This is a genomic window from Nonomuraea mesophila, assembly GCF_004352805.1.
Lineage (GTDB): Bacteria > Actinomycetota > Actinomycetes > Streptosporangiales > Streptosporangiaceae > Nonomuraea > Nonomuraea longispora.
Genome location: NZ_SMLD01000083.1, coordinates 1 through 13,577 on the forward strand (window position 1 = coordinate 1; position 13,577 = coordinate 13,577).

Here is a 13,577-nt window from a genome sequence, read left to right on the forward strand (position 1 = left end):
GGTTCGCCCCCTGCCGCCCCTCCGAGCCCTGCCACCCTTCCTGACCCTGCCACCCTTCCTGACCCTGCCACCCCTCCTGGCCCTGCCATCCTTCCGGGCCCTGCCGGCCTTCCTGAGCCTGAGCCGGCCAGGCTTCCTGGCCCTGCCGCCCTTCCGGGCCCTGCCGCCCTTCCTGGCCCTGCCGCCCTTCCGGGCCCTGCCGCCTTTCCTCGCCCGGCGGCCCCTGCCGGCTCTGCCACCCTTCCTGGTAGCTCTGCTCGAGGTCGCCCCGCTCCTCCTGGCCACCCTGACCAGCGCCACCCACGCCGCCTTGACCCTCCTGGCCGCCGTAACCGCCGGAGCGCGGCTGGTCGCTCTGCTCGTAGCGCGACGGCGCGGGTCTACCCGGCCGCTCCCCCTCTGCCGGGGTGGACGACCAGCCCGGGTACGGCGGAGTGCTCCCGGGGATCGGGAACGCCTGGGTCTCCTCGGCGTCACTCCCCGTCGGCTGCGGTACCTCCGGTGAGGTGGGCAGGTCGGGATGACGAGGTTCGCCGACCGGCTCGTGCGGGGGCGGCACGTCCGGGCGCGGCACGATGGGCGGCGCGGGAGCGATCGGCTCCTCGCCCTCCCCGCCAGCACCCTCATCCGGCGCCCCGGCGCCTCCACCCCGCTCCGCGCCCGCAGGACCGGCCGGGCCCGGGGCGCCGCCCGTAGGACCGGCGGGGTCCGGGGCTGCGCCGCCCGTAGGACCGGCGGGGTCCGGGGCTGCGCCGCCCGTAGGACCGGCGGGGTCCGGGGCTGCGCCGCCCGCGGACCACTCCTCCGGTGGCCGGTCGCCGCCCGTGGGCCCCGGCTCGTACGGCCGGAGCACGGGGCCCCGTTCCTCTTCGTCCAGCGCACCCTCGCGCCACCACTCGGGCTCGTGGCGGGGCGCGTCCTCTTCCGGGCGGCCTTCGCGCGGATCCTGCCCGCGGCGGGTTTCGTCCGGGTCCCCAGGTGTGGTCACGTCTGCGTCTCCCGACGGGTCTACATGCCGGATACTTCACCCTTTCGCGCAGGGCGACGCCTAAACCGCGCGACACGGTAAGAGGCCGCTCATGCTTGGGTCACCATGCGCCAAAGGTCCTGGCCGCGGGCAAGATGGGAGGATGCTGGACGAGACCCTGTCGTATGCGCTGATCAAGGTCGTGAAGACGCAACGCAACCGGATGGCCGCCGCGCTGGCCCCGCTCGGCCTCCACGTCGGGCAGGAGATGCTCCTCAACCAGCTGTGGAAGGAGGACGGCCTGACGCAGGGCGAGCTGATCGCCCGGCTCGGTGTCGAGCCTCCGACCGTCACCAAGACGCTCCAGCGCCTGGAGCGTACGGGCTTCGTCTACCGGGTTCCCGATCCCGATCGGCCGCGGGTGAGCCGGGTGCAGCTGACCGACGCGGGCAAGGCGCTGCGCGAACCCGTGGAGGAGATCTGGACGACGATGGACCAGGATCTTCTGCGCGGGTTCGAGCCCGGCGAGCGCGACCTGCTCGCGCAGCTGATCCGCCGCGCCATGCCCTGACGTTTCACCGCGGGCGAAACCGCCTTGCGACCGAACCCCTTTTCTAGTTAGCTGGCTAATTAGTCGGCTAACTAGAGGAAGGGCTCCCATGCACGCTCTGGTCACCGGCGGCTCGTCCGGCATCGGCGCCGCCACCGCACTCGCCTACGCCCGTGCCGGCGCGCGGGTCACGATCACATACAACACGGGGGCGGAGCGCGCCGCCGAGGTGGTCGCGCGGATCGAGGAGGAGGGCGGCCAGGCGGCGGCCGTACACCTCGATCTGGAGGACCACGCGACGGTCGCGCCGGCCGTCGCCGCGGCCGGGCCGGTGGACGCGCTCGTGGCGAACGCCGTGCGCTGGGGCACCGTCATGCCCGGCAGCATGGCGTTCGAGGACGTGCCGGCCGCGGAGTGGTCCGCCGCGCTGCACGCCAACGTGGTCGGCAACGCCCTGCTGATCCAGGCGGTGCTGCCGGGGATGCGGCGCAGCAAGTTCGGCCGGATCGTCCTGGTCTCCTCGGGGGCGGCCGAGGAGGGGCAGCCGGGCCCCGGCCCGTACGGCACCGCGAAGATGGCCCTGCACGGCATGGCCCGCGCCCTGGCGTGGGAGGCGGGCGGTGACGGCGTCCTGGTCAACGTGGCCGTGGCCGGGCTCACCATCACCGGCGGCCGGCACCCGATCCCGCAGCACGTGTTCGACGAGGTCGCGTCCATGACCCCCTCCCGCAGGCTGAGCACGGCGGACGACCTGGCGGCGCTCATCGTCTTCCTCGGTTCGGCGGACAACCGCAACCTCACCGGAGAGATCATCCGCGACGGCTCGAATGCGGGCAGGTCAGTCCACATCGTCTGACCTCCGACCCGGGTGTGCGAGCACGGAAGCCGCCGACCTAGACTGAGGCATGTGCTGAAGGGCGACGGCCGGCTCGGCCATGACCTGGACCCCCGAGACCAAGCTCCCAAAGACGCCTGTGGCGTCTTCGGCGTCTGGGCGCCAGGCGAGGAAGTTTCCAAACTCACCTACTACGGGCTCTACGCGCTGCAACACCGCGGCCAGGAGTCCGCGGGCATCGCGGTCAGCGAGGGCAGCCGCATCCTCGTGTACAAAGACATGGGCCTGGTCGCCCAGGTCTTCGACGAGTCGGTGCTGGGCACCTTGCGCGGCCACCTGGCCATCGGCCACTGCCGCTACTCCACCACCGGCTCCAGCGTGTGGGAGAACGCGCAGCCCACGCTGAGCTCCACGGAGGTCGGCGGCCTCGCGCTCGCCCACAACGGCAACCTGATCAACACGCCGGAGCTGGCGCAGCGCCTCGACCCCGGCTCCACCAGGGCGACCACCGACACGGAGGTGCTGACCTCGCTGCTCGCCCAGGACCGCACGCGCACGGTCGAGGAGGCCGCCGCCGAGCTGCTCCCGCAGGTCAAGGGCGCCTACTCGCTGGTCTTCATGGACGAGACGACGCTCTACGCCGCCCGCGACCCGCAGGGGGTGCGCCCGATGGTCCTGGGCCGCCTGGAGCGGGGCTGGGTGGTCGCCTCCGAGACGGCGGCGCTCGACATCGTGGGCGCCACGTTCGTCCGCGAGATCGAGCCTGGCGAGCTGCTCACCATCGACGAGCGCGGCGTGCGCTCGCGCAGGTTCGCCCTGGCCGAGCCGAAGGGCTGCCTGTTCGAGTACGTCTACCTCGCCCGCCCCGACACCACCATCGCCGGTCGCGGCGTCCAGGTCACCAGGGTCGAGGTGGGCCGCGTGCTGGCCCGCGAGCACCCGGTGGAGGCCGACCTGGTCATCCCCACGCCCGAGTCGGGCACGCCGGCCGCCGTCGGCTACGCGCAGGAGAGCGGCATCCCCTACGGCCAGGGCCTGGTGAAGAACTCCTACGTCGGCCGCACGTTCATCGAGCCCTCGCAGACCATCCGCCAGCTCGGCATCCGGCTCAAGCTCAACCCGCTGCGCGAAGTCGTGGAGGGCAAGCGCCTGGTCGTGGTGGACGACTCGATCGTGCGCGGCAACACCCAGCGCGCCATCGTCAAGATGTTGCGCGAGGCCGGCGCGAAGGAGGTGCACGTACGCATCTCCTCGCCGCCCGTGGCCTGGCCGTGCTTCTACGGCATCGACTTCGCCACCAGGGCCGAGCTGATCGCGGGCTCGCTGACGGTCGAGGAGATCCGCGCCTCGCTGGGCGCCGACTCGCTCGGCTACATCTCGCTGGAGGGCCTGACCAGGGCCACCACCATTCCCGCCGACCGCCTCTGCATGGCGTGCTTCACCGGCTCCTACCCGATCCCCATCGACGAGGACAACGTGGGCAAGTACGTCCTGGAGAGCAAGGCATGAGCACCTACGAGGCCGCCGGGGTCGACATCGAGGCCGGTGACCTGGCCGTCACGCTGATGAAGGACAAGGTGGCGCGGGCCCGCCGGCCCGAGGTGGTCGACGACGCCAGCGGCTTCGCGGGCCTTTTCGACGCCTCGGCCCTGCTGCGCTACCGGCGGCCGCTGCTGGCCTCCTCCACCGACGGCGTCGGCACCAAGGTCATGATCGCCCAGCGCTACGGCAAGCACGACACGATCGGCATCGACCTGGTCGGCATGGTCCTCGACGACCTTGTGGTCTGCGGGGCCGAGCCGCTGTTCATGACCGACTACATCGCCTGCGGCAAGGTGGTGCCCGAGCGCGTCGCCGAGATCGTCGGCGGGGTGGCCGAGGGCTGCCGGCTGGCCGGGGCCGCGCTGGTGGGCGGCGAGACCGCCGAGCACCCGGGCGCGATGGGGCCGGACGAATACGATGTTGCGGGCGCCGGCACTGGCGTCGTCGAGGCCGCCGACCTGCTCGGCCCCTCGCGAGTGCGCGCCGGTGACGTGGTGCTCGGGCTGGCGTCCTCGGGCATGCACTCCAACGGCTACTCGCTGGTGCGCCACGTGCTGCGCGAGGCCTCGCTCTCCCTCGACACCGAGCTGCCCGAGCTGGGCCGGCCGCTGGGCGAGGAACTGCTGGAGCCCACCCGCGTCTACTCACTCGACTGCCTGGAGCTGGCGCGCGCGGCCGAGGTGCACGCCTACGCCCACATCACGGGCGGCGGCATCGAGAACAACCTGTCCCGGTCGCTGCCCGCTCACCTCGACGCGCTGCTCGACCGCTCGTCGTGGACGCCGCCGGCGGTGTTCGGGGTGCTGGCGGGCCTCGGCTCGATCGCGCAGCACGACATGGACCGTACGTTCAACCTCGGGGTCGGCATGGCCGCCGTGGTGGCCGCCGACGCGGCCGACGAGGCCCTCAGGGTGCTGGCGGCCCGTGGCCTCGACGCCTGGGTGCTGGGCGAGGTCGTGCCCGGCGAGGGCCGGGCGCGCTACCGCTGACCGGTCACTTGCGCCGCCGGTAATAGCGGGCCACGCGGACACGGTTGCCGCACAGGTCGGGCGAGCACCAGCGCCGCCGCGGATGGGCCGGGAGGAAGAGCAGACGGCATCCCGGCCCTTCGCAGCCGCGCACCTTGCCCACGTCGGGGTCGGTGAGCAGGGCCACGGCGGCCTCGGCCAGCTCGGCCAGCAGCCGGTCGAGCGGTGTGCCGTCGCGCGCCGTGCCGCGCCGCAACACCGCGCCCCGCACGTCGAGGCAGGGATAGGCGGGGGCGGCGCGAAGCGCATGGTTGAGCTCGGCGATCGCCTCGGGCGGCGGGGGTGTGGCCTGGCGTGCCGCCTCCAGGGCCCGCTCGACGTGGCCGCGCAGGTCACGGACGGCGGCCAGGTCATCGGGGCCGGGTGAGACGTCCGGCGGGGTCAGCCGGCCGGCCTGCTTCGCGAGCCAGGCGTCAAGGCCCTGCGCGGTGGCCAGAGCGTCGTGAGCGACGTGGGACGGGAGGCAAAAGCGCGTGTTGACCAGGTCGAGTGCCAGAGGCTCGCCCGTCAGCAGATGCATGCGCTAATGGTATGGCCCCGCCGATGACGCATTAGCCGCTTCGTGCCCGGACCTCGGCGCCGGTCGTGCGGAACGCCGGCGACCCGGCGCCCTCAACGAGCGGGCCGCGAAAAAACGGCCCACGTGACGAAAGCCCCACGGTTGCCCGTGGGGCCCGACGAGTGCGGGCGAGGATCCGGGGTGTGCGCCGGTCCTCCGCCCCGTCACCCGGGAGAACGGCTATCGGCGACCGGCACGGCCGTCGTCGTCGTCTCCCGCGCCATAGTCATCGGCGTAATCGGCATAGCGATCCGCCAGCTCATCGTTGAGGTCGTCGGCGTCGTCGTTGCGGCTGGAGTCTCCGACCCCGAGTTCGTCGCGAAGACGGTCAAGATCCGTGCCACCGCTGTTGTACTTCAGCTGGCGAGCAACCTTGACCTGTTTGGCCTTTGCTCGGCCGCGCCCCATTGGCTCGACCCCCTCGTGTGGGGTCGTCCCCGACCCCTCGTCGCTAACGCACCACACACTGACGCCGCCTGACTCCGGGCGTCAGCCTATCGTTCGCCTATTACCGTACCTGTTTTGTGCCCAGCTCGGTACGTCGTATGGGCGCGGGGCGTCACTGGCCCAGCCAAATGGCCCGTATCCGCCCGACTTCCGACATTCTGCGCTCCGCCAGCCTATCTGCTGCAACAGCGGGAGGAACGCCCTCGTCGGCCGCTATCGCGAAAATTTTCAGCGTTGTGTCATAGATCTGGGTGGCCTTGGACCGTGCCCGTTCCATGTCGAAACCCTCGATCTCGTCGGCGACCTGGATCACGCCGCCGGAGTTGACGACGTAGTCGGGCGCGTACAGGATCTCACGTTCGGCGAGTTGTTTTTCCACGCCGGAATGCGCGAGCTGGTTGTTGGCCGCTCCGCAGACGATCTTCGCGCGGAGTTCCGCGACCATGTCGTCGTCGAGCACCCCGCCCAGCGCGCAGGGCGCGAAGACGTCGATGTCACAGCGGGCCAGGGCCCGCGCGTCGGCCACCACGTCGACCTCGGGACGGCGCAAGCGCACGCGCTCGACCGCCTTGGGGTCGACGTCGCAGATCACGACCTCGGCGCCGTCCTCGCGCAGGAGCTCGACCAGGCGGTGACCCACCTTGCCGACCCCTTCGACGCCGACCCTCCTGCCGTGGAGCGACGGCGTGCCGTAGACGCGCTCGGCCGAGGCACGCATGCCCTGGAACACGCCGAAGGCCGTCAGGATGGACGAGTCGCCGGCCCCGCCGTGGGCCAGCGTGCGGCCGGTCACGTGACCCGACTCACGGGCGATGACGTCCATGTCCTCGCTGTAGGTGCCCACGTCGCAGGCGGTGATGTAGCGTCCGCCGAGCGACTCGACGAACCTGCCGTAGGCGCGCAGCAGCGCCTCGCTCTTGTCGCGCGCCGGGTCGCCGATGATGACGGCCTTGCCGCCGCCGAGATCGAGGCCGGCCAGCGCATTCTTGTAGGACATGCCCTTGGCGAGGTTGAGCACGTCGGCCAGGGCCGCCTGCTCGCTCTCGTACGGATAGAAGCGGGTGCCTCCCAGCGCCGGGCCCAGCGCCGTGTTGTGGATGGCGATGATGGCACGCAGGCCGCTCTGCTCGTCGGCGCAGAAGACGACCTGCTCGTGCACGTCCTTGTGGGACGTTCCGAAGACGTCGGTCACGGTAGTGACTCCCTGTCCGGTCCACCGCACCTTCGCGGCGGAGATCGCCTCATAGCCTAGTCTCGACAGTGCGCGCGGGTTCGCTTCGTGACACGATGCCTCCGTGCTGCCCTATGCCGCCTACCTCCGCGTCTATGAGCCACTGACCGCGTTCGCCGAGCCCGAGCGCAAGGTGTGGGCCGACTACGCCGACTCACGTGACCGCCCGCGCCGCGCGACCGCGCTCAACGCGGAGCACGGCGAGTCGGTCCTGCGTCTGCTCGGCACGCCTCCTCAGCCCGTTCCCGCCCAGGAGAGCCCCAACGCCTATCTGCGGCGCGTTGAGGACCGCCTCTACGTTTGCCCCTGGCAGACCCGTCTGCGGTCGTGGCTGGCCTTCTCAAGGCTGCGCGGCGCCACACCGGCGAAGCTGATGGAGCATCTCGTGCCCAAGGCGATCGCCGAGCAGACGGCCGACGACTTCGATCGCTACAAGCGCAGGGCAGGATCGTCCGCTCTGCGCACCCACATCCGCACGACGGCGTGGCACGTGCCGCCGGCGTGGTTCGTGCCGTTCGACGGCAACGAGCGCTGGCTGGTGCTCGGCGCCGCCGCCCCGGGGCAGGACGTGACGACGACTACGGGGCGTAATCTCATCTACGTCACCTCCATGGCGCAGGCCAGGCGGCGGGCGGCGCGGGCGCTCAACGTGCTGCGCCGGCATCTGGGCGACGTCGCCTCCAACTTCGACGTCGAGGACGTCGCGAGGTGGCTGGAGGAGTTCCACCCCCACTCGCTGGTGGAGCTCGACTACGGCGGCCTCGTGCACCTCATGGACGACGACGCGCTGCAGGCGGACCAGTCGGTCGCGGAGCTGTCCGCGGCCCTCACGGGCCTGGACACGGGTCAAGAAGAACTTGCCTACGCCATGTATCAGAGGGTCATCCTGCGGTGGAAGTCAATGCAACAACTGGAATCTGCCAACTGAACCCCAATACGGCCGTCTGACCTGCATGAGTAGGTCACGTCTCACGGCTGCTCTCTTCTGCGAACTGAGTAGTTTGCCGTTTTCACTGCGATACCACGAACCGTGTCGCTAGAATCACCGAGCGTGACATGGCCACGGGGGCGGGCAGTTGGGTCAAAGAAGGGCTCGCCAATCGCTCTGCGTGGCGGTATGGTCACATCGGGTGATGCCGCATATGGCTCAGAAAAGCCGCACGCTCTGCGCCATAGGGGGACATCCGTGACACGCGCAAAGGCAGTCACAGGATCGCTAAGCCGGTCCACACGGAGGAGAGGCCGCACAAATGTCAGCTCGTACACCCGAGGCCGAGCCGCTGCTCACGCCCGCTGAGGTCGCGACCATGTTCAGGGTCGACCCCAAGACCGTTACGCGGTGGGCCAAGGCGGGCAAGTTGACGTCGATTCGTACCCTCGGCGGTCATCGGCGTTACCGGGAGACCGAGGTCCGCGCACTGCTCGCGGGCATCCCGCAGCAGCGCTCGGAGTAGCCGAGAGGGTCGTCACGGACCTCAGGGGGTTGAGGGTGGATCAGGCGCGCAACGAGGCCCGGTCCACCGTGTGACGACGTGACGTCGCATGGGAAGTTGGCGCCGCCCGCCCGGCGCCACTCTTCCCCGTTTTCGTCCCCCGCCCTTTACGCCAGCCGCTCCAGCAGCCTGGCGACGTCGCCGTCATAGCTCGCGGCGACACCGAGCAGCGCGACCATGTGATCGATCAGCATCTTCTCAAGCGTCGCTCGCTCCACGTCGCGGTGCTCGAGCCAGTCGAGGCCGGCCGTCTCCACGGAGGCGATCCACGACCTCAGGGTCGTGCGCAGCACCGGGCTGGGCTCCTCGACGCGCATCTGCTTCTGGATGAGGCGGAACAGGCGCCGGCGCACGCCGTCGACGATCTCGCCCACCTCGCCCGCCCGATTGGCGGGACCGCCGCGCAGGAGCGCGGCGAACCCGGCCGCATGCTCCTCGACGAAGTCGAAATACCGTGTGAGCCCGGAGGCCAGCTCGTCGAGCGGCCTGCCGCCGTCATGCGGCCGCAGCCGGGACTCCAGCTGCTCCGCCGCGCTCCTCAGCGCGGCCACGTAGAGCTCCTGTTTGCCGCCGAAATAGTGGTAGACCAGGGCCCGCGAAGCCCCCGCTGCCGCCGCCACGTCGTCGATCGAGACGTCTTCCGCGTCGCGCGTGCTGAACAGCTCCAGAGCCGCCGCCATGAGCTCCTCACGCCGCCGGTCGACGCTGAGCCTGCGCCGAGCCGGACGCGCCTTCTCGGCCGACCTACCTGGTGTCACACCTGCACAGTATCCGACCTGTGCCCCCGCCGATGGCGGCGCTGATTCGGCCAATATCGGGCTCTCTGTAACGGAGGCCGTACCCTGCGGCTAACTCGATCGTTTGGTCAGACAGGTGCCCATATCCGCATCGCGGGGGAGACACATGTCAGGACCGCCCGTCAACACGTCATCCATCGCCGAGCTCAGAGAGGTAGATACCCTGCCTCGGCCAAGACCCACCATCCGCAACGTCGCCGAACGAGCCGGCGTCTCGAAATCGCTGGTCTCACTCGTGCTGCGCGGATCCCCGCACGTGAGCGAGCACCGGCGCCAGGCCGTGCTGCAGGCCGCACGTGAACTCGGCTACCGGCCCAACGCGGTCGCGCGAAGCCTGGTCGAAGGGCGTACCCACCTGGTGGGGGCGCTCGTCGCCAACCTGCACAACCCTTTCTACGCCGAGTTCCTCGACGGACTGCAGGAGAGCCTGCACGGCGACGGTCTGCGCATGCTGATCGGGAACAGCCAGTGGGATCCGGCGTTCGAGGACGAGGCCGTGGAGGCCTTCCTCGAGCTCAGAGTCGACGGGCTGGTCCTGCTGGGCATCGCGCCGACCAGCGAGACGCTGATCGAGGCGACCTCCTACACGCCCACGGTCGTCGTCGGGGAACGTGACATCGAGCTCGACGGCGTCGACATCGTGGTCGACGACGACCAGCTCGGCGCCCGCCTGGCCATCGACCACCTGGTCGAGCTCGGCCACAAGCGGATCGCGCACATCGAGGGCCCCCGCTCGTCGCGCTGCGAGGGTTACCTCGTCGCGATGCGCAGGCACTCGCTGGCGCCGTACATCATGGTCGAAGCCGCGGACGCGACCGAGGACAGCGGCAGAGAGGCGGCGTTCGCCCTCCTGACCCGCGACCCCAGGCCCACGGCGATCTTCGCGGCCAGCGACGCGGTCGCGCTCGGTGTGCTGTCGGCCGCCGCGGACCTGGGCCTGCGCGTGCCCAAGGACCTGTCGGTCGTCGGCTACGACAACACGCACCTCGCGGCCTCCCGCCACATCTCGCTGACCTCGGTCGACCAGCCCCGCCGTGCCATGGGCAGGTCGGCGGCGGCCCTGCTCAGCGACCGCATCGGAGACCCCGCCAAGAGCTCCCGCCTGCGGGAGGTGCGCTCCGAACTGATCGTGCGACGGAGCACGGGCCCCGCCTGAGGCGAACGGGGACCTGCCGCGGCGACCCGGAGCCGCGGCAGGTCTCCTGTTGCCCAAACCTGGGTCAAGCCGCGTGGCGGCGCGCCGACGCGCCGGTTTACTCGTCAGCGTCATGCTAAGAGTGGCCGGTTCGATCCGGTCACCGTCTGATCCGGGGGAACAGTCATGCGTGATCCGGAACTGGTGTCCTGCGCCCAGCGCGCCGCGGCGGAGCTCGAACGCGCCTGGGGCCACTGGAGAACGGGCCGCGGGCGGGGCGCCGACGCCACCGCCGAGTCGGTCGCCAGCTACGTCGCCCACTCGCTCGACCACCCGTGGGGCCGTCCCCGCGTCGTGCTCGGTCTGGACGCCGAGGACGCGCGGGAACTCGCCGCCCTGCTCGAACGGCAGGAGGTCGGCGAGCGCGTCTGGTGAGAGCACGCCCGGCGAGGACGCGGCACGCGGGCGCCGTACTCGGCATATCGGCCGTCCCGGGCGCGGGCTTCACGTAAGTTGGACGGCATGCGTGCTCTTCCCGTCACGGTCCTCGCCGTCTGCGGCCTGATCGCCTCCGCGTGTGGCGCCACCGGCACCGGTGACGCCGCAGCAGGTCAGGCCGCCACCACGAGCACGAAGGAGGGTGCGTCCTCCAGCGCGCCGGCCAAGACCTTCGATCCCGCCGAGACCGCCGGGCCGTCAGGAACCGCGGGAAGCAGCGCCGAGCGGGCGCGGGAGGCACGGCCGCTCGACGGGAAGGTCATCGTCATCGACCCGGGGCACAACGGCGGCAACTACCGCGCCCCCAAGCAGATCAACCGCCAGGTCGACGTGCTGACCAAGAAGAAGGCCTGCGACACCACCGGCACCGCCACCAACAGCGGCTACAGCGAAGCCGCTTTCACCTGGGACGTGTCCACCCGGATGGTCAAGATCCTCGAAAGGCGCGGCGCCACGGTCAAGCTGACCAGGCCCGACAACGACGGAGTCGGTCCCTGCATCACCCGTCGCGCCGCCATCGGCAACAAGGCGAAGGCGGACGCCGCGATCTCCGTGCACGCCGACGGGTCCGCGCCCGGCAACCACGGCTTCCACGTCATCATGCCGAAGAAGATCAACGGTCCGGTCGACAAGGTGGTCGGCCCTTCGAGCAGGCTCGGCATCGCCGTACGCGACGCCTTCGCCAAGGGCACGGGCCTGCCCTACTCCACCTACATCGGCAAGAAGGCGCTCGACTACCGCAGCGACCTCGGCGGGCTCAACCTGTCGACGGTGCCGAAGATCTTCGTGGAGTGCGGCAACATGCGCAACGCCGCCGAGGCGGCCAAGTTCAGGCGCGCGAAGTTCCGGCAGAAGATCGCGCTGGCTTTGGCCAACGGTTTGCAGCACTATCTCAAAGCATGATTCCTCACCCTACGCTGCACAGTGATCTCTCCGTTTCCTGCGAACTGGCCACGGGCGCCACGGTCTCCGGCGACCTGGCCGACGCCGTACGCCTTGCCCTTCCCGTGCTCGACCTGCGGCCGGGTGACGCGGGTGAGATCGACGTCCGGCAGGACGCCGCGCTCGGCGAGGAGGCCTACCGGCTGACGACCGGGTCCAGGGGTGTCGAGATCGTGGCCGGCGGGCGTGCGGGCGCGTTCTACGCCGCGCAGTCGTTGCACCAGTTGCTGCCCGACCTTTCCTACCGGTTCTCCGAGCAGGCGTCGTGGCCCGTCCCGGGGGTGCGCATCGAGGACGCGCCGCGTTTCCCCTGGCGCGGGCTGCACCTCGACGTGGCCCGGCATTTCTTCCCCAAGCGGGAGTTGCTCCGCCTGATCGACCTCATGGCGGTGCACAAGCTCAACCGGCTGCACCTGCACCTGGTCGACGACCAGGGGTGGCGGGTGGAGAGCCGGGCCTACCCGCTGCTGCACGAGGTCTCCTCGCACCGGCCGCGTACGGCGGTCCACGCCCACGACGAGCCGGCGGAATACGACGACGTCCCGCACGGCGGCTACTACACGCTCGACGACCTGGCCGAGATCGGCGCCTACGCCCGCGCCAGGTGCGTCACGGTCGTGCCCGAGATCGACGTGCCCGGTCACGCCTCGGCGATCCTGGCCGCCTACCCGTCGCTGGGGGCCACGGGTGAGCGTTACGACGTGCTCGACCGGTGGGGCATCTCCCCCGCGATCCTGTCGCCGCTGCCGCCGACCGTGGAGTTCCTCACCACGATCTTCGACGAGCTGATCGGAGCGCTGGGCGAGACCCCCTACGTGCACATCGGCGGCGACGAGGTGGTGCTGGACCACTGGGGCGCCTCCGCGGAGATCACCGCCTACCGTGACTCCCTCGGCCTTTCCACGTCCGTCGAGCTGCAGGCGTGGTTCCTGCGGCGGCTGGCCGACGCGCTGGCCGAGCGGGGCGCGCGGACCGTGGTGTGGGACGAGGCGTTCGTCGGCGGCGGGCTGCGCCAGGACACGATCGTCATGCCGTGGCGCGGCATGGGCGTGGGCCGCCGGGCCGCCGCCGCGGGGCACGACGTGGTCGCGACCCCCGTGTTCCCGCTGTACCTCGACTACGCCGAGTCGGGTTCCCCCGACGAGCCGAGGGCCATCGGCGACACCATCACCGTCGAGGACGTCGCCGCCTTCCGTCCGGCGCCCGGCGACTGGACGGACGACGAGCGGGCCCGGGTCCTGGGGGCGCAGGCGCAGCTCTGGAGCGAGCGGGTGCCCGACGCCCGTACGGCCGACTACAAGCTGTGGCCGCGGGCCTGCGCCCTCGCCGAGGTGGCCTGGTCGGGCGGGACCGCCGACGGCTTCACGGGCCGGCTGGAGCGGCACCTGGGCCGGCTGGACGCCATCGGGGTGGAATACCGGCCGCTCGCGGGGCCGCACCCGTGGCAGCGGCGGCTCCCGCACCGGCCGAGCCGGATGCCGATGTCCGAGCGGATGGCGCGCATCGAGGCCATGACGCATGACCCGGAGTCGACCCGGCCCAGCCTGTGAGCG

At 70.9% G+C, this 13,577-nt stretch carries 14 protein-coding genes and 1 pseudogene; 10 read left to right on the forward strand and 5 right to left on the reverse strand.

The features are described from left to right. Positions 1-988: pseudogene (locus tag E1295_RS27345) on the reverse strand (hypothetical protein); the annotation flags it as partial. A gap of 142 nt (positions 989-1,130) precedes the next feature. Here E1295_RS27345 and E1295_RS27350 point away from each other — a divergent pair. From E1295_RS27350 to purM, 4 genes are all read left to right on the forward strand, one after another. Continuing rightward, positions 1,131-1,538 carry a MarR family winged helix-turn-helix transcriptional regulator gene (locus tag E1295_RS27350; protein ID WP_166427436.1) on the forward strand — a complete coding sequence of 136 codons (408 nt, stop codon included), beginning with the start codon at positions 1,131-1,133 and terminating at the stop codon, positions 1,536-1,538. A gap of 88 nt (positions 1,539-1,626) precedes the next feature. Beyond that, positions 1,627-2,373 carry an SDR family NAD(P)-dependent oxidoreductase gene (locus tag E1295_RS27355; RefSeq protein ID WP_132634092.1) on the forward strand — a complete coding sequence of 249 codons (747 nt, stop codon included), beginning with the start codon at positions 1,627-1,629 and terminating at the stop codon, positions 2,371-2,373. Between the two features lie 51 nt (positions 2,374-2,424). Further along, on the forward strand, positions 2,425-3,861 hold the full coding sequence (purF, locus tag E1295_RS27360) for an amidophosphoribosyltransferase (RefSeq protein WP_132634094.1): 1,437 nt from the start codon (positions 2,425-2,427) through the stop codon (positions 3,859-3,861). Beyond that, positions 3,858-4,883, forward strand: coding sequence for a phosphoribosylformylglycinamidine cyclo-ligase (gene purM, locus E1295_RS27365; protein ID WP_132634096.1), 1,026 nt, complete (start codon positions 3,858-3,860; stop codon positions 4,881-4,883). Before purF ends, purM begins: the two co-directional genes overlap by 4 nt. A 4-nt stretch (positions 4,884-4,887) precedes the next feature. Here purM and E1295_RS27370 read toward each other — a convergent pair whose 3' ends face one another. The 3 genes from E1295_RS27370 to E1295_RS27380 all read right to left on the reverse strand — a co-directional run bounded on the left by E1295_RS27370 (position 4,888) and on the right by E1295_RS27380 (position 7,120). After that, positions 4,888-5,442, reverse strand: a complete 555-nt coding sequence (locus E1295_RS27370; protein ID WP_132634098.1) for a CGNR zinc finger domain-containing protein — start codon at positions 5,440-5,442, stop codon at positions 4,888-4,890. Positions 5,443-5,661: 219 nt separating this feature from the next. Next, on the reverse strand, positions 5,662-5,889 hold the full coding sequence (locus E1295_RS27375) for a DUF3073 domain-containing protein (protein WP_132508344.1): 228 nt from the start codon (positions 5,887-5,889) through the stop codon (positions 5,662-5,664). A gap of 151 nt (positions 5,890-6,040) precedes the next feature. Beyond that, positions 6,041-7,120 carry a Glu/Leu/Phe/Val family dehydrogenase gene (locus E1295_RS27380; protein ID WP_132634100.1) on the reverse strand — a complete coding sequence of 360 codons (1,080 nt, stop codon included), beginning with the start codon at positions 7,118-7,120 and terminating at the stop codon, positions 6,041-6,043. A gap of 103 nt (positions 7,121-7,223) precedes the next feature. On the opposite strand from E1295_RS27380, the gene E1295_RS27385 reads away from it, so the two are divergent. Together E1295_RS27385 and bldC are read left to right on the forward strand one after the other, a co-directional pair. Further along, positions 7,224-8,087, forward strand: coding sequence for a DUF8083 family protein (locus tag E1295_RS27385; RefSeq protein ID WP_132634102.1), 864 nt, complete (start codon positions 7,224-7,226; stop codon positions 8,085-8,087). Between the two features lie 322 nt (positions 8,088-8,409). After that, positions 8,410-8,613, forward strand: a complete 204-nt coding sequence (gene bldC, locus E1295_RS27390; RefSeq protein WP_013133571.1) for a developmental transcriptional regulator BldC — start codon at positions 8,410-8,412, stop codon at positions 8,611-8,613. Between the two features lie 146 nt (positions 8,614-8,759). Here bldC and E1295_RS27395 read toward each other — a convergent pair whose 3' ends face one another. Continuing rightward, entirely contained in the window at positions 8,760-9,410 is a 651-nt protein-coding gene (locus E1295_RS27395; protein ID WP_246080407.1) for a TetR/AcrR family transcriptional regulator, read from the reverse strand. Between the two features lie 145 nt (positions 9,411-9,555). On the opposite strand from E1295_RS27395, the gene E1295_RS27400 reads away from it, so the two are divergent. The 4 genes from E1295_RS27400 (at position 9,556) to E1295_RS27415 (ending at position 13,574) form a co-directional block, all read left to right on the forward strand. Continuing rightward, positions 9,556-10,605 (forward strand): LacI family DNA-binding transcriptional regulator, encoded by a 1,050-nt coding sequence (locus E1295_RS27400; RefSeq protein WP_246080409.1) that lies wholly within the window; start codon positions 9,556-9,558, stop codon positions 10,603-10,605. Between the two features lie 165 nt (positions 10,606-10,770). After that, positions 10,771-11,019, forward strand: a complete 249-nt coding sequence (locus E1295_RS27405; RefSeq protein WP_132508352.1) for a hypothetical protein — start codon at positions 10,771-10,773, stop codon at positions 11,017-11,019. Positions 11,020-11,106: 87 nt separating this feature from the next. Further along, positions 11,107-11,985: an N-acetylmuramoyl-L-alanine amidase gene (locus E1295_RS27410; RefSeq protein ID WP_132634104.1), complete on the forward strand. Its 879-nt coding sequence runs from the start codon at positions 11,107-11,109 to the stop codon at positions 11,983-11,985. Further along, positions 11,982-13,574 (forward strand): beta-N-acetylhexosaminidase, encoded by a 1,593-nt coding sequence (locus E1295_RS27415; protein ID WP_132634106.1) that lies wholly within the window; start codon positions 11,982-11,984, stop codon positions 13,572-13,574. Before E1295_RS27410 ends, E1295_RS27415 begins: the two co-directional genes overlap by 4 nt. Positions 13,575-13,577: the final 3 nt, after the last annotated feature.